Below are 18,015 nucleotides of genomic sequence, written 5' to 3'. Positions count from 1 at the left end.
CAAATCTTCCCGACGCGGGGCCAGATCTGGTCACTTTCGCCACCCCCAGTTTTGCTTTTTCCGCCTCGCCTGCCCTGCTGGTTTGGTCTATCGTCCGGCCGAATTTCAAAAGGGAGTCGAAAATGACGGATGTACAACAGGTGCTTGCACGCGCGGATCAGAACCTTTCCTCGAGTCTCGAAAAGCTGTTCGAGCTTCTGCGCATCCAGTCGATTTCCACCGATCCCGCCTTCAAGGCGGAATGCCGGAAGGCCGCCGAATGGCTGGTCGCCTATCTCCAGGGAATCGGCTTTTCCGCTTCGGTGCGTGACACGCCCGGCCATCCGATGGTGGTCGCCCACCATGCCGGGGCCTCCGCCGATGCGCCGCATGTTCTGTTCTACGGCCATTACGACGTGCAGCCGGTCGATCCGATCGAGCTCTGGGAAAACGATCCGTTCGAGCCGTCGATCAAGGATATCGGCGAGGGCCGCAAGATCCTGACCGGCCGCGGCACATCGGACGACAAGGGCCAGCTGATGACCTTCGTCGAAGCCTGCCGCGCCTATAAGGAAATCAACGGCGCGCTTCCCTGCCGCATCACCATTCTGTTCGAGGGCGAGGAAGAATCGGGCTCGCCGTCGCTGAAACCTTTCCTCGAAGCCAATGCCGCCGAGCTGAAGGCCGATTATGCGCTTGTCTGCGATACCGGCATGTGGGACCGCGACACGCCGGCCATCGCCGCGGCGCTGCGCGGCCTCGTCGGCGAGGAGGTGGTCGTCACCGCCGCCGACCGCGATCTGCATTCCGGTCTGTTCGGCGGCGCGGCGGCAAATCCGATCCATATTCTCGTCGAGACGCTTGCCGGCCTGCACGACGAGACCGGCCGCATCACGCTCGATGGTTTCTATGACGGCGTCGAGGAGACGCCCGACAACATCAAGGCGTCATGGGAAACGCTCGGCAAGAGCGCGGAAAAATTCCTCGGCGAAGTCGGCCTGTCCATTCCCTCCGGCGAGAAGGGCCGCTCGGTGCTGGAACTGACCTGGGCGCGGCCGACCGCCGAAGTCAACGGCATCTGGGGCGGATATACCGGCGAAGGCTTCAAGACGGTGATCGCCGCCAAGGCCTCGGCGAAGGTTTCGTTCCGGCTCGTCGGCACCCAGGATCCGACCGCCATCCGCGAGGCTTTCCGCAGCTATGTCAGGTCGAAAATTCCGGCCGACTGCTCGGTCGAATTCCATCCGCATGGCGGCTCGCCGGCGATTCATCTCTCCTATGACTCGCCTCTGCTGACCAAGGCAAAGACGGCGCTTTCCGACGAATGGCCGAAACCCGCCATCGTCATCGGCATGGGCGGCTCGATCCCGATCGTCGGCGACTTCCAGAAGATGCTCGGCATGGAATCGCTGCTCGTCGGCTTCGGCCTCAGCGACGACCGCATCCATTCGCCGAACGAAAAATACGAGCTTGTCTCCTATCACAAGGGCATCCGCTCCTGGGTGCGGATTCTTCAGGCCCTTGCCGCCTGAGAGAGGCTGGCGCGTCCCACGCTGCACGAAAAATCGCGACAACAAAAAGGCCGGTTCAAACCGGCCTTTCGTCATCCGCACGTCTCAGTGCCAGTTCATCCGTGGTCAAGGAGAAGGCGGTATTGCAAGGAGACTGCCTTCGAAAGGTTAACGAGCGGTTAACGACACTTGCACAAGCGTCTGCGGCATCGAGAACGCCACATCGCATCACAAAATCCCCCTCGTTCAAGCTGCGTTCATCGCGACCTCGGTATAAACCTTTGAAAGACAAGGAAAATGGCGACGCCCTAACAAATGCCGGCGATCGCTCTATCTTTGCGCATATGGCATATGCCTCAAGGAAACGCAGCCAAGCGCTGCTGAAAACACGCCAACCAGGAGTGAGAAGCGTGAAAAACCTCATCGTCAAGATCGCCGCGGCCGCGCTGTTTGTGCTGGCTCCGGCAATAGCACAGGCCGCCGAGGGTTACTCGACGGCGAATGTCAACATGCGTGCGGGACCAAGCACGCGCTATCCCGCCGTCGCAGTCATCCCCGCTGGCTCTTCCGTCGAAATCCGCGGATGTCTTTCCAACGTCAACTGGTGCGACGTCGAATTCTACGGCGGCCGCGGCTGGGTTTCCGGCCAGTATGTGCAGGCCGTCTACCAGCAACGCCGTGTCTATGTCGGTCCGCAATATTACCGTCCGCTGGGCATTCCGATGGTTACCTTCAGCGTCGGCAATTATTGGGACCGCTACTACCGCGGCCGCGATTTCTATCGCGAGCGTGACCGCTGGAGCCGCGGCCCGGACTACTATTACCGCGACCGCGACTACCGGGATCGGGATTACCGGCCGCGCGAATATCGGGATCGGGATTACCAGGTCCGCGAATACCGGGATCGTGACCGGGACCGGCGCGACGACGTCCGCAGGGAGGAACGCCGCAGAGAGGTCCGCAGGGATGACGACAACAGGAGTTCGAATTTCCGTGATCTGCCGCAGTTCAGGGGCGGGAAGGCCGATACCTACAACCGCCCGGATCCCAGGGCTTCGCCCTTTGTCTGCCGCCCGGGCGATCCGTCCTGCGACAACTGAAATATCGAGGGCGGCAGCAATGCCGCCCTTTCTGCATGGACGGGTTCAATGCGACAGCAGTGCCAGAAAAAGCCCGGCGCTCCTTGGGGGGATGCACCGGGCCTGATGTCGATCGGCGCGCGTTGAGGGGAGACGGCCGATCATAGGGCGGGACGTGAGGGGGTGTCCCGCTTCTCAATAAACAATCGTCGAGCCTATTGGTTCCGCCCCGCGCATAATTCCTTAAATCAGAAATCGCATTTGATCGATGCAACGTGTCTCTGCTCCCGCAGGTGGCCGCGAAGGGCGATCCGCAACGGGCCCGATCTCCCGGCCTCAGCGGGCGTAACGAAGGGCAGCGGCGGGAAGCCTTGGTCCGCGCGAGGTCACCGACAATTTGCTGTGAGTGCAGCGTGTCGCTCTTGTTTTGCCGGGTTGCTTATAGCAATTTGCGGTATTGCGGATCGATCTTGATCCGTTCGAGGCTGGAACCCTGATGACGCAAGACCACCTGGCTTTCTTCGGGCTGTTCGGACCTCGGGCGACCGCCACGGACGTTACCCTCTGGCATAAATACAACCCCATCCTTCCTGTCCGCCTGACTGATGGGGCAAGCCTCAACCCTTCAGGCCAGATCTGGCGCCGCTTTCATCTGGGCGAGTGGGAATATAAGCAGGATCCGGAAACGCCCGACGATTACGAAGCCCGCCAATATTGAAGAGACGATTTAACGCGAGGCAGCGCGGCGCCGTCGTTTGCCGCCCTTTAACATCCCGTTAAATCGCCGCAATTACAGTTCAACCGGATGATCGCGTCGCCCGCTGCGTCGTTGCTTGAACCGGAATCGGTTGAAGGCAAAATCACGCAGCCCTTCAAAGTGCTACAGCGTTCTTTGCGCGTCCGGAAGGACACGCGGCGCTGCAGGGGCGCCGTTATGCGAAGCGGGCTTCGCGATCGAACAGGGGATGCGACCGGTCGACGATGGCAGGCAGAGGCAGATCAAGCGACAGAATAGAACCGTCCTTCAGCGGCCGTCCGGCCCGCGACGACGACGAATTTTCGCTCGATGCCGATGACCGCGTCGTCGGCAGCAGATCGGCGCGGCGCGGCGGTTCCAGGCCCCCAGCGCAGCGGGCCGCCCGCCAGCGGCGGCGCGAGCCGCGAGAGCGTGAAGGCGGCGGCTTTTTCGGCTTTATGCGCCGTGTGGTCTATTGGTGCGTCGTGCTTTTCATCTGGGCCGGCATCGGCGTTGCCGGGCTTGTGGTCTATTATGGTTCGCGCATGCCGAGCGCCAGCACATGGGCGATTCCCGAGCGGCCGCCGAACGTCAAGATCACCGCCGTCGACGGCAGCGTCATCGCCAATCGCGGCGCCACCGGCGGTGAGGCGCTATCGCTCGAAAACATGTCGCCCTATATTCCCGAGGCCGTCATCGCCATCGAAGACCGGCGTTTTTATTCGCATTTCGGCGTCGATCCGCTCGGCCTCGGCCGGGCGATCGTCACCAATTTGACGGCCGGCCACATGGTCCAGGGCGGCTCGACGCTGACGCAGCAGCTTGCCAAGAACCTCTTCCTCTCTCCCGAGAGAACGCTGGAGCGCAAGGTGCAGGAGGTACTGCTCGCCCTCTGGCTGGAGCAGAAATACACCAAGGACCAGATCCTTGCGATGTATCTCAACCGGGTGTTCTTCGGATCGAACGCCTATGGCGTCGAGGCGGCGTCGCGCCGCTACTTCAGCAAGTCGGCGCGCGACGTGAACCTCGGCGAGGCCGCCGTGCTGGCCGGCCTGCTCAAGGCGCCGTCGCGGCTTTCGCCGGCCCGCGACGCGGACGCTGCGAATGCGCGCGCCCAGCTCGTGCTCGCGGCGATGCGCGAACAGGGTTTCATCACCGATTCCGAGGTCAAGACCGCGATGTCGCAGACCCCGGCTTCGGCCAAGAGTTACTGGTCGGGTGCCGGCCATTATGTCGCCGACATGGTGATGGATGAACTGCCGGGCCTGATCGGCGACGTCAAGGAAGACGTCATCGTCGATACGACCATCGACAAGTCACTGGAAAAAAAGGCCGAGCAATCACTGGTCGATGTGCTCGACAAGGAAGGCGACAAGCTCGACGCCTCGCAGGCAGCCCTCGTTTCGATCGACGGCACCGGCGCAATCCGGGCACTGGTCGGCGGCAGGGACTATGCAACGAGCCAGTTCAACCGCGCCGTCAAGGCCAAACGCCAGCCGGGCTCCTCGTTCAAGCCTTTCGTCTATGCCGCAGCGCTGGAAAAGGGGCTGACGCCCTTTTCGGTGTTCAATGACGCGCCGATCCGCATCGGTGACTGGACGCCGGAGAATTACGAGAAGAAATACAATGGCGAAGTGACGCTTGCCACCGCGCTTTCCAAGTCGCTGAACACGGTTGCCGCGCAGCTGGTGATGTATGACGGGCCCGACCAGGTGATCAAGCTTGCCCACCGGCTCGGCATCGAAAGCGAGCTGCAGCCGAACGCCTCGATTGCGCTCGGCACGTCGGAAGTGTCGCTGATGGAACTCACCGCCTCCTATGCCGCCTTCATGAACGGCGGCTACAAGGCGACGCCGCACGTCATCCGCCGGGTGACGACCGCAGACGGCAAGGTTCTCTACGAAAATACCTATGACAGCCCGCCGCGCGTGCTCTCCGAGCAGATCGCCGCCGAAATGGATACGATGATGATGGGCGTCATCGAAAACGGCACCGGCAAGAGCGCCAAGATCCCCGGCTGGCAGGCGGCGGGAAAGACCGGCACGACGCAGAATTCACGCGACGCGCTATTCGTCGGCTTTACCAGCAACCTCACGACAGGCGTCTGGTTCGGCAATGACGACGGCAAGCCGATGAAGAAGGTGACCGGCGGCGGCCTGCCGGCCAAGGCCTGGAAGGAATTCATGATCGCCGCCCACAAGGGTCTTTCGCCGGCGCCGCTCTTCGGCAACGGCCAGCTGACCGGCGATCAAAACAGCGGCCAGCCGATGGCGCAGGCAGCACCGGACGGCGGGCAGCCGGTCACGGCCGAAGCGCCGCCATCGACGACGATCGGCGGCATCATTTCCGGTGTCTTCGGTGGTGACGAAAATGCCAACCGCTATCCGCAGGCGCCCGTCCGGCAGCAAACCGCGCCGTCAGGAAACGGTCCGGTTCCACCTGCAGCCATTGCCGAAGGCGGGTCCGACTATGGAAACGTCGTGCCGCCCGGCGATGTCGGGACGCCGCAGACGACCTCTTCGGTGCAGCCGCGGCGCACGACGCTGCTCGATCTGATCATGGGCCAGTGAGATTTTTGCAGCGCGCCCGGCACAGGCCCGATCCGCAAAACGCATCGCGACCTTTCCGATTCGCCTGCGATGTTCAGCGTCTTTGCCTGTTGCATGTCTCTGCCGTAAAACCGCCGCCCGCCATTGCAGAACATGCGCGGAAATCAGCCGCCCTCCTGCTATGGGCAGAGCTCTTTCCCGGCTACCGTCAAAATTGGAGGCAACACATTCGTTTTGCTGGATTCCGGGCGATTTCCCGCCTTGCAGTCCAGAAAACCGCTCCTTATATACGCCGCATCACCGCAATCACGATTGCGTAATCTTAAGTAGACCCATCCCGTAAGGGGCTGTCAGGGAAATGCCTTCTGGGGGTTCCGACAGCTTGCTTCAAGGAGAGAATGACATGGCAAAAGTAATTGGTATCGACCTTGGAACGACGAATTCCTGCGTCGCAGTCATGGACGGCAAGGACGCGAAGGTCATCGAGAATGCGGAAGGTGCGCGCACGACCCCTTCCATGGTGGCTTTTTCCGATGACGGCGAGCGCCTCGTCGGCCAGCCGGCCAAGCGCCAGGCGGTCACCAACCCGACGAACACGCTCTTTGCTGTCAAGCGCCTGATCGGCCGCCGCTACGAAGATCCGACCGTCGAGAAGGACAAGCATCTCGTTCCCTTCAGCATCGTCAAGGGCGACAATGGCGACGCCTGGGTCGAAGCCAATGGCAAGGGCTACTCGCCCGCACAGATTTCCGCGATGATCCTTCAGAAGATGAAGGAAACCGCCGAATCCTATCTCGGCGAAAAGGTCGAGAAGGCGGTCATCACCGTTCCGGCCTATTTCAACGACGCGCAGCGCCAGGCAACCAAGGATGCCGGCAAGATCGCCGGCCTTGAAGTGTTGCGCATCATCAACGAGCCGACCGCTGCCGCTCTCGCCTACGGCCTCGACAAAAAAGAAGGCAAGACGATCGCCGTCTACGACCTTGGCGGCGGCACCTTCGATATTTCGATCCTCGAGATCGGCGACGGCGTCTTCGAAGTGAAGTCCACCAACGGCGATACCTTCCTCGGCGGTGAAGACTTCGACATGCGCCTCGTCGAATATCTCGTTGCCGAATTCAAGAAGGACAACGGCATCGATCTGAAGAACGACAAGCTTGCCCTGCAGCGCCTCAAGGAAGCCGCCGAAAAGGCAAAGATCGAGCTGTCCTCCTCGCAGCAGACCGAAATCAACCTGCCGTTCATCACCGCTGACGCCTCCGGCCCGAAGCACCTGACGCTGAAGCTGACCCGCGCCAAGCTCGAAAGCCTGGTCGATGATCTCGTCCAGCGCACGATCGCGCCCTGCAAGGCAGCTCTCAAGGATGCCGGCGTCACCGCTGCCGAAATCGACGAAGTCGTTCTCGTCGGCGGCATGAGCCGCATGCCGAAGGTGCAGGAAGTCGTCAAGCAGCTGTTCGGCAAGGAGCCGCACAAGGGCGTCAACCCGGATGAAGTCGTCGCTCTCGGCGCCGCCATCCAGGCCGGCGTTCTCCAGGGCGACGTCAAGGACGTCCTGCTCCTCGACGTCACGCCGCTGTCGCTCGGCATCGAAACGCTCGGTGGCGTCTTCACCCGCCTGATCGAGCGCAACACGACGATCCCGACGAAGAAGAGCCAGACCTTCTCGACCGCCGAAGACAACCAGCAGGCCGTCACCATCCGCGTTTCGCAGGGCGAGCGCGAAATGGCTGCCGACAACAAGCTGCTCGGCCAGTTCGACCTCGTCGGCCTGCCGCCGTCGCCGCGCGGCGTACCGCAGATCGAAGTGACCTTCGACATCGACGCCAACGGCATCGTCCAGGTTTCGGCCAAGGACAAGGGCACCGGCAAGGAACAGCAGATCCGCATCCAGGCCTCCGGCGGCCTCTCCGACGCCGACATCGAAAAGATGGTCAAGGATGCCGAGTCGCATGCGGCCGAAGACAAGAAGCGCCGCGAGGCCGTGGAAGCCAAGAACCAGGCCGAAAGCCTGATCCACTCGACGGAAAAGTCGCTGAAGGATTACGGCGACAAGGTCTCCGAAACCGACCGCACCGCGATTTCGGATGCGATCGCCGCGCTGAAGACGGCATCGGAAGCCTCCGAACCGGATGCTGACGACATCAAGGCCAAGACCCAGACGCTGATGGAAGTTTCCATGAAGCTCGGCCAGGCGATTTATGAAGCACAGCAGGCCGAAGGCGGCGCTGCTGCCGATGCCTCCGCGGAAGGCGGCGACAATGTCGTCGACGCCGACTACGAGGAAATCAAGGACGACGACCGCAAGAAGTCCGCGTAATCCGCGGCGGCGTGGTAATGCTTCAACACCTGATCCGGCTGCTCACCATGGCAGCCGGAAATCCATTTCCGGGGTTTAATCCTTAATGGCAAAAGCGGACTTTTACGAAACTCTGGGTGTAGCCAAGTCGGCGGACGAGAAAGAGCTGAAGAGCGCCTTCCGAAAGCTGGCGATGAAATACCATCCGGACAAGAATCCGGATGACAAGGACGCCGAACGGAAGTTCAAGGAAATCAACGAAGCCTACGAGATGCTCAAGGACCCGCAGAAGCGGGCGGCCTATGACCGTTATGGCCATGCGGCCTTCGAACATGGCGGCATGGGCGGCGGTGGCGGCGGCTTTGCCGGCGGTGGCTTCTCCGACATTTTCGAGGATATTTTCGGCGAGATGATGGGTGGCGGACGGGCGCGCCAGCGTTCGTCGGGTGGGCGCGAACGCGGCGCCGATCTTCGCTACAATATGGAAATCACGCTGGAAGAGGCCTTTTCCGGCAAGACGGCGCAGATCCGCGTGCCGACGTCGATCACCTGCGACGTCTGTTCGGGGTCGGGCGCCAAGCCCGGCACGCAGCCGAAGAACTGCGGCACCTGCCAGGGAACGGGGCGCGTGCGCGCCGCCCAGGGCTTCTTCTCGATCGAGCGGACCTGCCCGACCTGCCACGGCCGCGGCCAGATCATTCCCGATCCCTGCCAGAAGTGCCACGGCCAGGGCCGGGTAACCGAAGAACGTTCGCTCTCGGTCAATATCCCTGCCGGCATCGAGGACGGCACGCGCATCCGCCTGCAGGGCGAGGGCGAAGCCGGGGCCCGCGGCGGACCGGCGGGCGACCTCTATATTTTCCTGTCGGTGAAGCCGCATGAATTCTACCAGCGCGACGGAGCCGATCTCTATTGCGCCGTCCCGATCTCGATGACGACGGCGGCGCTCGGCGGAACCTTCGACGTGGCAACGCTCGACGGCACCAAATCGCGGGTGACCGTGCCGGAGGGCACGCAGGCCGGCAAACAGTTCCGCCTGAAGAGCAAGGGCATGCCGGTGCTGCGGTCGGCGCAGACGGGCGACCTCTACATCCAGATCCAGATCGAGACGCCGCAGAAGCTGACCAAGCGCCAGCGCGAGCTGCTGCAGGAATTCGAGCAGATTTCCTCCAAGGAGAACAATCCGGAATCGACGGGCTTCTTTGCTAGGATGAAGGAATTCTTCGAAAGCTGAGCCGCAACCGGAATTGCCGTATCGAAAGCCGGGGCACGGAAACGTCCCCGGCTTTTTCGTCATGACGACCCGTTTTGGCACATTCGCATGGTGCGCCGGGCAATTTGTACCGCATTGAGACGGCAGCGGGATGAAAGTCGAGTTGCGTTAACGCAGCCGGATAATGGCGCTTGCAAGTTTTCCAAATGAATTCAGTCTCTGTCGTCAGCGCATAACCCGGAGATCGGAGCAGGTTTTCGAAGGATCAGGCGCAGATTGGAATGATGGAGCGACCTTGGCCGTCCTTTCGGGCGCGGCGCTCTGTTCGGGGAATAACCAAAGCAAGAGTAACTGCCATGGCGCCAGCCTTCTCCTCTCAGCACGACGACGTCGACGTTCTCGCCGGCGCCATTTACACATGGTGCGCCGAGCGCAACATCAAGCTTCGCAGCCAACAGGGCCTTTCGATCGCCAGTATCGCGATCGACCTCTATCATGCCGGCCACCAGACGCAGGACGACCTGCTGACGGCGTTGCACGAGCGCGAATTTCACTGACGCTTTTTATCGAACGCGACGCGGCGCGTTTCGGCTCTCGCTGTTCTTGGGCTTGCCCGAAACGCGGAGCTTAAACAGATTGCAATGTCTGCGAGGAAGCCGATTTCCCGGCTCGACTCACGCGGCGGTTTCGGCAGCCTGCCCACTGCTTATGAGCGTGAGAATGGTTTTGACCGCTTCCTTGCCTGCCGGTGAATTCAGCTTGTCGTAACTCAGGGCAAGCGCATAGGCGTCAGGGCTGAGCTCGATGCGGCTGCCGAATTGCGGCATGTCGGCACCCTCGAAAAGAACCGAGATCTCGACATCGAGAAAAACCGCGATCTGGTGCAGTTTGCTGGCGGAAACGCGATTCGTCCCCTTTTCGTATTTCTGAATCTGCTGGAAGGTCAGTCCAAGGGCTTCACCAAGCTCGAGCTGGGAAACCCGGCGAAGGGCGCGAAGCTGTCTTATGTTGCGACCAACGATAATATCAACCGGATCTGGCACTTCGTCATTCTTTCATACGCAAACGGTTCGTTTACCATAGCGTTTCCGCCGCATAACTCAACCCGTTAGTTGCAAAATTCAACCGACTTTTTCTGGGCATTACGTTACGTCAGCGGCCCCGGAAGAATGGGCGGAGCCCCTAGTATCCAGGCGGTTTGAAATCCATGACGAGGGCTGTCGGCGGCCGAGGACGCGACGCCGGATCGCTTCGATGCGGTTGTATTTTTTTGGGACATGCCGGATAAAACGTACCGTACAGTTCCTGAATCGGGGCTCATTTACGCGAGCATGCGGAAATACCGCCGGGGTATTTTACGCGTGACCCGTGGCGGCCGAGCCGCGAGCCTTGCTATCGACGCCGCTTCGGCATAGCTGTCAGGCTTCACAAACCCGGACACGCGATGCCGCACAAGGTTTCTCTTTCCCGTCTGAAGCTGACAGACTTCCGTAACTATGCGGCGGTGAGCCTCACCCTCGATGGCCGGCATGCCGTGCTGACGGGAAACAACGGCGCGGGCAAGACCAATCTCATGGAGGCGGTCTCGCTGCTTTCGCCGGGCCGGGGGCTTCGCCGCGCCGCCTATGGCGATATTACCCGCGTCGGCGCGACCGGCGGCTTTTCGATCTTTGCCGCGCTTGACGGCATGGAGGGCGAGGTCGAGATCGGCACCGGCATTGAAGCGGGGGAGGAGACCACCACCCGCAGGCTGCGGATCAACGGTACCGCGGCAAAAACCGCCGACGAACTGACAGACCATCTGCGTCTTCTCTGGCTGACACCGGCGATGGACGGGCTCTTTACCGGCGCCTCCTCCGACCGCCGACGCTTTCTCGACCGGCTGGTGCTGTCGCTCGATCCCGCCCATGGCCGCCGCGCCAACGATTTCGAGCGCGCCATGCGCAGCCGCAACAAATTGCTGGACGAAGGCCGCTTCGACCCTTCCTGGCTTGCCGGCATCGAGGAGCAGATGGCAAGCCTCGGCATCGCCATGGCGCTCGCCCGACAGGAAATGCTCGGCCTGCTCACCCGGCTGATCGAGGAAAGGCCGGAGAACTCGCCCTTCCCTTCGGCATCGCTGCAGCTTTCGGGCTTCATGGACGGCCAGTTCTCTCGCCCCTCGGTCGATCTCGAGGACGAATATGCGGCGATGCTGGCGGAGAGCCGGTATCGGGACGCCGGCGCGGGGCGCACGCTGGAGGGGCCGCACCGAGCCGACCTCATCGTCCACCACCGCGAAAAGGCGATGGAGGCGGAGCGTTGCTCGACCGGCGAGCAGAAAGCGCTGCTCGTCGGCCTGGTGCTTGCGCATGCGCGGCTCGTTGGCAATCTCACCGGCCATGCGCCGATCCTGCTGCTCGACGAGATCGCCGCGCATCTCGACGAGGGCCGCCGTGCCGCACTGTTCGATCTTATCGACGGGCTCGGCGGCCAGGCTTTCATGACGGGCACGGATCGGACAATGTTTTCAGCGCTCGCAGACCGGGCGCAGTTCTTCACCGTTGCCGACGGAAAGGTGTTCGGATGAGGGAGGCGGCTTTTCCCGGCGTCGGGCGTCATGATAGCATCGCCGCCATGGAACCGCTCAGCCCCGATGAAATCGCCCGATATCACCGACACATCCTGCTCCCCGAGATCGGCGGCGCCGGCCAGCAGCGGCTGAAGGCCGCCCGCGTGCTGGTGATCGGCGCCGGCGGCCTTGGAGCGCCGATCCTGCAATATCTGGCCGCCGCCGGTATCGGCACGCTCGGCATCGTCGATGACGACCGGGTGTCGCTCTCCAACCTGCAGCGGCAGGTGATCCATGATTCCGGCACGATCGGCGAATTGAAAACCGAAAGTGCTGCGCTCGCCATTGCCCGGCTCAATCCGCATGTGCGGCTGATCCGCTTCGAGGAACGTTTTGGCGCGGAGACCGCCCAGCGGCAGCTCGCCGGCTTCGACCTGCTGATCGACGGTTCCGACAATTTCGACACGCGTTATGCCGCCGCCGACGCCGCCGAGGCGGCGCAGATAGCGCTTGTCACCGGCGCGGTCGGGCGTTTCGACGGTTCGCTGACGGTGCTCAAGCCCTATGAGACCGGCGACGACGGAACACCCAATCCCAGATATCGCGACTTGTTTCCGGAAGCGCCGCCGGCGGGCTTGATCCCCTCCTGCGCCGAAGCCGGAATCATCGGCGCGCTCACCGGCGTCATCGGCACGATGATGGCGATGGAGGCGATCAAGCTGATCACCGGCGCCGGCGAACCGCTGATCGGACGGCTGCTGCTCTACGACGCGCTCTCGGCCCGGTTCGACACGATACGCTATAAACGCCGCCGGGAAAGGCAAGGACAGACCCTATGACAATCATCCGCCTGGATCAGAACTTCACGCGCTGGGACGAACTGCTGGCGCTCATCCTCGCTGCCTTCGCCTCGATGAACGGCAGGATCGACCCGCCCTCTTCGGCGCTCAAGCTGACGACGGAGTCGCTGGCCGAAAAAGCCGGAACCGAGATCGGTCATGTCGCCATCGAAAACGAAAAGCTGATCGGCTGCCTGTTCCTGCGGCCGGAGGCCGACTGTCTCTATGTCGGCAAGCTCGCCGTTCTCCCGGAGGCGCAAGGCAAGGGGCTCGGCAAGCGGCTGCTGGCAACCGCCGAGGCGACGGCGGCAGCGCTTGGCCTTGCCGCTTTGCGGCTGGAGACGCGCATCGAGCTCACCGAAAATCATGCCGTCTTTGGCGCCTGGGGTTTTTCGAGAACCGCCGAGAAGGCACATCCGGGCTTTGCCAGAACGACCTTCGTCGAGATGCGGAAGATGCTTGCGGCTCAGGCCCGCATCGTCTGAACCGGATCAACGCCCGGGCAGCACCCGGTTCGGCGGCCTGTGGCCGTCGATGAAGGTGCGGATATTGATGATCACCTTGTCGCCCATATCGATGCGGCCTTCGATCGTCGCCGAGCTCATATGCGGCAGCAGCACGACCTTGCCCTCGTTGGCGAGCTTGACGAGCTTCGGGTTGACGGCCGGTTCGTTCTCGAAGACGTCGAGGCCGGCGCCGGCGATCTTGCCCTCCCTCAGGCTTTTGATCAGCGCGCTTTCGTCGACCACGTCACCGCGGGCGGTGTTGACGAGATAGGCGGTCGGCTGCAGCAGCGCCAGGCGACGGGCTGAAATCAGATGGAAGGTTGCCGGCGTCGACGGGCAATTGACCGAGACGATGTCGACGCGGGCGAGCATCTGGTCGAGGCTTTCCCAATAGGTCGCCTCCAACTCGTCCTCGACGGCCGGATTGACGCGCTTGCGGTTGTGGTAGTGGATCGAAAGGCCGAAAGCCTTGGCGCGGCGCGCGACCGCCGTGCCGATGCGCCCCATGCCGACGATGCCGATGCGCTTGCCGTGAATGCGCCGGCCGAGCATCCAGGTAGGAGACCAGCCGGCCCACTCGCCCGGCTTGTCGGTCAGCACCCGCGCCCCTTCCCCGAGCCGTCTCGGCACCGCGAGAATGAGCGCCATCGTCATGTCGGCGGTGTCCTCGGTCAGGACGTTCGGCGTGTTGGTGACGGTGATGCCCTTGCGCGCCGCCGCCTCGACGTCGATATGGTCGGTGCCGTTGGAGAAGCTTGCAATCAGCTTCATCTGCGGGCCGGCCGCCTCGATCAGCGCCGCGTCGATGCGATCGGTGACGGTCGGCACCAGCACGTCGGCGGTCCGGACAGCGGCCATGAGCTCGGGCACGGAGCGCGGCGCGTCGTCGATGTTCAGCTCGGCATCGAAGAGTTCCCGCATTCGGGTTTCGACGGCATCCGGCAGCTTGCGGGTGATGTAGACCTTCGGTTTTTTCTTCGCTGTCATGGCTGCCTGCGGTGCCTTGTTCAGAGGTCTTTAACCAAGAGGGGTGATAATTTTCCCGTTCCGGGCAATTTCTACCAGACCCGCACGCGAAGACAAACAAAACTCGTGGTGCAGCCGGGGAATGTCACAGCCCGGACCGCGTGCAGGCGGGCCTGCCCGTGAATTCGAGCAAACGGATGCCTCCATGCGCAGCAAAGTCCTGAAGTCCTGCCTCGCCCTCGCGATCGCTCTGGCGGCATCGCTCGGCCCCGTCGAATTTGCCCATGCGCAGGCGGCCAAGGGACCGAGCGGCCTGCCATTGCCGCGTTTTGTCACGCTGAAATCCAAGCGTGTCAACCTGCGCATCGGCCCGGGAACCGATTACGCGGTTTCGTGGATGTATCTGAAATCCGGCCTGCCGGTGGAGATCATCCAGGAATACGACAACTGGCGCCGCATCCGTGATGCCGACGGCACCGAAGGCTGGGTCAATCAGTCGCTGCTCTCCGGCCAGCGTGCGGCGATCGCCGCACCCTGGATGAAGACGAAGGGCAAGGGCATCTTCGTCAATCTGCGCCGCGAGGCGCAGCCCTCCGCCTCGATCATCGCCAAGCTGGAACCCGGCGTGATGCTGGCGATCGGCGAATGCAACGGCGACTGGTGCCGCGCCGAAACCGACGGCGCCACCGGCTGGGTGGCGCAGTCGGAAATCTGGGGCGCCTATCCCGGCGAAGCCTTCAAATAAGCCCTGCCTGCTTGGCGGCCTCGTTGAGCGAGGTCATCGGGCGCGGGCCGATCTGCTGGATGACGATGCCGGCAGCGAGGCAGCCGAGCTTGCCGCAATCTTCCAGGGACCGTCCCTGCGTATAGCCGTAGAGGAAGCCGGAGGCAAAAAGGTCGCCGGCGCCCGTCGTGTCCACAACTTCCCTGATCCGGATCGCATCGACGTAATAACGCTCGCGGCCCTTCAGGATGACGGCGCCATTCTCACTCATCGTCACGGCGGCGATCTTGCAGTCCGCGGCAATCCTGTTCAGCGCCTCTTCGAAGTCTTCGGTCTGGTAAAGCGACAGCGCTTCCTGGCGATTGGCGAAGACGATATCGACCGTGCCGGAGCGCATCAGATCGAGGAATTCGCCGCGATAACGGTCGACGCAGAAACTGTCGGACAGCGTCATCGACATTTCGCGGCCGTTTTCATGGGCGATGCGGGCGCAGTCGCGAATAGCCTCCTTGGCGCGCGGCGGATCCCAGAGATAACCTTCGAAATAGGTGACCTTGGCGTCGGCAACGACATCGGCCTCGACGTCTTCAGGGCCAAGTTCGACGCAGGCGCCGAGATAGGTATTCATCGAACGTTCGCCGTCTTCGGTGACGAAGATCATCGACCGCGCCGTCGGCGGGAAGGTGCCCTTGGGACGGGTCTGATAGTGGACGCCCTGGGCGCGAATGTCATGGGTGAAAATGTCGCCGAGCTGATCTGCGGCGACATTGCCGAAATAGGCAGCCTTGCCGCCGAGATTGGCAACGCCGGCCGCCGTATTGCCGGCGCTGCCGCCGGAGGCTTCGAGTGCCGGCCCCATGCGCGAATACAGAAGTTCGGCGCGCTCGGCATCGATGAGGTTCATCGCCGCCTTGGTGATCTTGTTATCAATGAGGAACTGGTCGTCGCAGCGGGCAATGATATCCACGATCGCGTTGCCGACTGTCAGAACATCGAATCTTGTCATGAAATGGGGAGTCCCGGATTTGTGATAGCCGGGGTTCGGTCTTAGCGAAATTTCCGCGGTTTGGAAGGATAAATGGTGAATGGCGTCTCTATTCTTCGCAAAAGTGCCGCTTATTCGTCATGTCCCTGTCATTTTCGAGACCTACAAATGCTTGCAAGAAGACCGGCATGAGCAGCTTTCAGTTGCAGCCGGACGACGAGGGATGATCCCTTCGATCTTACCGGCGCGGTGCTGACCACGGATGAACTGGCAGCCTCGCGATCCGGATATCCGGCAAGGCCGGAGCGGAAAAGCGGGCCATGCCCGCTTTTTTTGCGTTCGGATGCAGCCCCTCCGCGGCCGGGCGCCGATTGCGTTTTCAACGCAAGCCTTTTGCTGCTAGACCTCGGATACTCCCTCCCCGCAGAGCATCCTTCCTTATGTCAGCCATCATTCTCGACGTCCTTCCCATCTTCATCCTGATCCTCATCGGCTGGGTAATCGTTCGCAGCGGCTTGATGGCATCGAATGTCGGCGACGCGCTCAGTGAGTTCGTCTTCAAGATCGCCGTGCCGCTATTGCTCTTCCGCACCATCGCCGAGGCGGATTTCCATGGCGCCTCGCCCTTCCGGCTCTGGATCGTCTATTTCTCCGGCGTCGCCATCACCTGGACGGCCGGCCATATCGCCGCCACGCGCCTCTTTAATCGCGACGAACGGATCGGCGTGCTGGCCGGCGTTTCCTCGGCCTTCGCCAACAACGTCTTCATCGGACTGCCGCTCGTCCAGCGGACCGTCGGCGACGAAGGGCTGGTGGCGTTGTCGATCCTGCTTGCCGTGCATTTGCCTGTCATGATGGTCGCCGGCACGGTGTTGATGGAGCACGCTGAACGAAAGATCGCCGGCAAAAGCGACCGCAGCATGGTCTTTGTGCTTCGCCAGATCGCCATCAATCTCATCCGCAATCCGCTGGTGATCGGCCTTGCGGCCGGCATGGCCGTGCATCTTTCCGGCCTCACCATGCCGACTGCGGTGGCATCGGTCGTCGGCCAGATCGCCGGCATAGCCGGCCCGGCGGCGCTGATCTCGCTCGGCATGGCGCTGGAGAGATACGGCGTCTCCGGCAATCTCGGCATCGCCAGCGTTACCTCGAGCCTCAAGCTGCTGCTGCTGCCCGGCTGCGTCTGGACAGCGAGCCGTCTCCTCGGTCTCAGCCCGGAATGGACGGCGGCGATCGTGCTGACCTCCTCCGTGCCGACAGGCATCAATGCCTGGCTGATCGCCAATCGTTTCGGCGTCGGCCACAGCCTCGCCGCCTCGACGATCTCGGTGACAACAGCGCTCGGCGCCATCACCGTTTCGCTCTGGGCTTATTTCCTCGGCGCCTGAACCTGCGCCATCAACAACAAAAGCCCGGCTTGCGGCCGGGCTTCGATTGTCATGCGATGGCGCTTCGCCTTACTGCGTCGCGGTTTTCGGATCCGGCAGCGGCACCGGCGAATCGGCGAGCGTGTGCAGGTAGAGGATGACGTTGGCGCGCTCCTGATCCTTCGCCAGGCCCGCGAATCCCATCGCGGTGCCGGGGACGTCCTTCTTCGGCGCCAGCAGGAACTTGTTGAGGTTCTCGAAGGTCCACTTCTCGCTGCTGCCCTTGGAAAAATCCTTCATGGGGGCGGAATAGGCGAAGCCTTCATGCGAGGCGATCGGGCGATCTACGACACCAAAGAGGTTAGGACCGACCTTGTTCGGCCCCCCTTTGGTGGCGTCATGACAGGCCTGACACTTCTTGAAGGCCGTTTCACCGGCCTTGGCATCTGCAGAAGCGAGCAATTGCGCGATCGGAACGGCAGCGGCGGGCGCGGCTTCACCGCCGGCGGCGGGCGCCTCTTCGGCAACGATCGCGAAACCTTCCTTTTCCGGCGCTTCGGAATGGAAGATCCCCTCGGACGCGATGGAGACCGACATCAGAACGAAAATCGTTCCGAGCAGCGCCCCCACGGCCGTATTGACGTATGAATTCATCTGCAATGCTCCCCTTGCAGCCGGCAGACCAGAACCGGACCATCTTGAAATCGCGCG

General features: G+C 62.3%; 16 protein-coding genes. 12 read left to right on the top strand and 4 right to left on the bottom strand.

Translation table 11 applies throughout. The features are described 5' to 3' along the window. The first annotated feature begins 122 nt into the window (after window positions 1-122). The 7 genes from CO671_RS24715 (at window position 123) to CO671_RS24685 (ending at window position 9,923) form a co-directional block, all read left to right on the top strand. Complete coding sequence (locus CO671_RS24715; RefSeq protein ID WP_097608096.1) at window positions 123-1,511, top strand: dipeptidase; 1,389 nt, start codon at window positions 123-125, stop codon at window positions 1,509-1,511. Between the two features lie 389 nt (window positions 1,512-1,900). Next, the gene (locus CO671_RS24710; RefSeq protein WP_097608095.1) at window positions 1,901-2,590 is read left to right on the top strand and encodes an SH3 domain-containing protein; all 690 of its coding nucleotides are present in this window, start codon (window positions 1,901-1,903) and stop codon (window positions 2,588-2,590) included. A gap of 475 nt (window positions 2,591-3,065) precedes the next feature. Beyond that, complete coding sequence (locus tag CO671_RS24705; protein ID WP_097608155.1) at window positions 3,066-3,287, top strand: hypothetical protein; 222 nt, start codon at window positions 3,066-3,068, stop codon at window positions 3,285-3,287. A gap of 263 nt (window positions 3,288-3,550) precedes the next feature. Next, entirely contained in the window at window positions 3,551-5,875 is a 2,325-nt protein-coding gene (locus CO671_RS24700) for a transglycosylase domain-containing protein (RefSeq protein ID WP_097608094.1), read from the top strand. 382 nt (window positions 5,876-6,257) lie between these two features. Beyond that, window positions 6,258-8,174, top strand: a complete 1,917-nt coding sequence (gene dnaK, locus CO671_RS24695; protein WP_097581291.1) for a molecular chaperone DnaK — start codon at window positions 6,258-6,260, stop codon at window positions 8,172-8,174. A gap of 85 nt (window positions 8,175-8,259) precedes the next feature. Beyond that, entirely contained in the window at window positions 8,260-9,387 is a 1,128-nt protein-coding gene (gene dnaJ / locus CO671_RS24690; protein WP_097608093.1) for a molecular chaperone DnaJ, read from the top strand. 335 nt (window positions 9,388-9,722) lie between these two features. Further along, window positions 9,723-9,923 carry a hypothetical protein gene (locus CO671_RS24685; protein WP_004672628.1) on the top strand — a complete coding sequence of 67 codons (201 nt, stop codon included), beginning with the start codon at window positions 9,723-9,725 and terminating at the stop codon, window positions 9,921-9,923. A 117-nt stretch (window positions 9,924-10,040) separates the two neighbouring features. Here the strand turns inward: CO671_RS24685 and CO671_RS24680 are convergent, their stop codons facing one another. Next, window positions 10,041-10,409, bottom strand: a complete 369-nt coding sequence (locus CO671_RS24680; protein ID WP_097608092.1) for a helix-turn-helix transcriptional regulator — start codon at window positions 10,407-10,409, stop codon at window positions 10,041-10,043. A gap of 401 nt (window positions 10,410-10,810) precedes the next feature. Here CO671_RS24680 and recF point away from each other — a divergent pair, with 401 nt between their 5' ends. From recF to CO671_RS24665, 3 genes are read left to right on the top strand one after another with little or no spacing between them, the layout of a single operon-like run. Next, entirely contained in the window at window positions 10,811-11,935 is a 1,125-nt protein-coding gene (recF, locus tag CO671_RS24675; RefSeq protein ID WP_097608091.1) for a DNA replication/repair protein RecF, read from the top strand. Continuing rightward, complete coding sequence (locus CO671_RS24670) at window positions 11,932-12,756, top strand: molybdopterin-synthase adenylyltransferase MoeB (protein ID WP_097608090.1); 825 nt, start codon at window positions 11,932-11,934, stop codon at window positions 12,754-12,756. The genes recF and CO671_RS24670 overlap by 4 nt, the downstream gene beginning before the upstream one ends. Beyond that, the gene (locus tag CO671_RS24665; RefSeq protein WP_097608089.1) at window positions 12,753-13,241 is read left to right on the top strand and encodes a GNAT family N-acetyltransferase; all 489 of its coding nucleotides are present in this window, start codon (window positions 12,753-12,755) and stop codon (window positions 13,239-13,241) included. The genes CO671_RS24670 and CO671_RS24665 overlap by 4 nt, the downstream gene beginning before the upstream one ends. Window positions 13,242-13,247: 6 nt before the next feature. Here CO671_RS24665 and CO671_RS24660 read toward each other — a convergent pair whose 3' ends face one another. Further along, window positions 13,248-14,249, bottom strand: coding sequence for a D-glycerate dehydrogenase (locus CO671_RS24660; protein WP_010033669.1), 1,002 nt, complete (start codon window positions 14,247-14,249; stop codon window positions 13,248-13,250). A gap of 184 nt (window positions 14,250-14,433) precedes the next feature. On the opposite strand from CO671_RS24660, the gene CO671_RS24655 reads away from it, so the two are divergent. Next, entirely contained in the window at window positions 14,434-14,973 is a 540-nt protein-coding gene (locus tag CO671_RS24655) for an SH3 domain-containing protein (protein ID WP_097608154.1), read from the top strand. Here CO671_RS24655 and CO671_RS24650 read toward each other — a convergent pair. Further along, complete coding sequence (locus CO671_RS24650) at window positions 14,966-15,958, bottom strand: adenosine kinase (protein WP_064681582.1); 993 nt, start codon at window positions 15,956-15,958, stop codon at window positions 14,966-14,968. The genes CO671_RS24655 and CO671_RS24650 overlap by 8 nt on opposite strands. Window positions 15,959-16,377: 419 nt before the next feature. On the opposite strand from CO671_RS24650, the gene CO671_RS24645 reads away from it, so the two are divergent. Then, window positions 16,378-17,325, top strand: a complete 948-nt coding sequence (locus CO671_RS24645) for an AEC family transporter (protein WP_010034523.1) — start codon at window positions 16,378-16,380, stop codon at window positions 17,323-17,325. 69 nt (window positions 17,326-17,394) lie between these two features. Here CO671_RS24645 and CO671_RS24640 read toward each other — a convergent pair whose 3' ends face one another. Further along, complete coding sequence (locus tag CO671_RS24640; RefSeq protein ID WP_010034507.1) at window positions 17,395-17,958, bottom strand: cytochrome c family protein; 564 nt, start codon at window positions 17,956-17,958, stop codon at window positions 17,395-17,397. Window positions 17,959-18,015: the final 57 nt, after the last annotated feature.

The sequence above is a fragment of the Rhizobium sp. M10 genome, from assembly GCF_002531955.1.
Lineage (GTDB): Bacteria > Pseudomonadota > Alphaproteobacteria > Rhizobiales > Rhizobiaceae > Rhizobium > Rhizobium etli_C.
The sequence above is the reverse complement of the archived record's forward strand: the minus strand, read 5'-3'. Positions and strand labels throughout refer to the sequence as shown.

Coding starts and splice junctions, on each gene's coding strand:
- CO671_RS24715 (WP_097608096.1), top strand. CDS start 123: ATGACGGATGTACAACAGGTGCTTGCACGCGCGGATCAGAACCTTTCC.
- CO671_RS24705 (WP_097608155.1), top strand. CDS start 3,066: ATGACGCAAGACCACCTGGCTTTCTTCGGGCTGTTCGGACCTCGGGCG.
- CO671_RS24700 (WP_097608094.1), top strand. CDS start 3,551: ATGGCAGGCAGAGGCAGATCAAGCGACAGAATAGAACCGTCCTTCAGC.
- dnaK (WP_097581291.1), top strand. CDS start 6,258: ATGGCAAAAGTAATTGGTATCGACCTTGGAACGACGAATTCCTGCGTC.
- dnaJ (WP_097608093.1), top strand. CDS start 8,260: ATGGCAAAAGCGGACTTTTACGAAACTCTGGGTGTAGCCAAGTCGGCG.
- CO671_RS24685 (WP_004672628.1), top strand. CDS start 9,723: ATGGCGCCAGCCTTCTCCTCTCAGCACGACGACGTCGACGTTCTCGCC.
- recF (WP_097608091.1), top strand. CDS start 10,811: ATGCCGCACAAGGTTTCTCTTTCCCGTCTGAAGCTGACAGACTTCCGT.
- CO671_RS24670 (WP_097608090.1), top strand. CDS start 11,932: ATGAGGGAGGCGGCTTTTCCCGGCGTCGGGCGTCATGATAGCATCGCC.
- CO671_RS24665 (WP_097608089.1), top strand. CDS start 12,753: ATGACAATCATCCGCCTGGATCAGAACTTCACGCGCTGGGACGAACTG.
- CO671_RS24660 (WP_010033669.1), bottom strand. CDS start 14,249: ATGACAGCGAAGAAAAAACCGAAGGTCTACATCACCCGCAAGCTGCCG.
- CO671_RS24655 (WP_097608154.1), top strand. CDS start 14,434: ATGCGCAGCAAAGTCCTGAAGTCCTGCCTCGCCCTCGCGATCGCTCTG.
- CO671_RS24650 (WP_064681582.1), bottom strand. CDS start 15,958: ATGACAAGATTCGATGTTCTGACAGTCGGCAACGCGATCGTGGATATC.
- CO671_RS24645 (WP_010034523.1), top strand. CDS start 16,378: ATGTCAGCCATCATTCTCGACGTCCTTCCCATCTTCATCCTGATCCTC.
- CO671_RS24640 (WP_010034507.1), bottom strand. CDS start 17,958: ATGAATTCATACGTCAATACGGCCGTGGGGGCGCTGCTCGGAACGATT.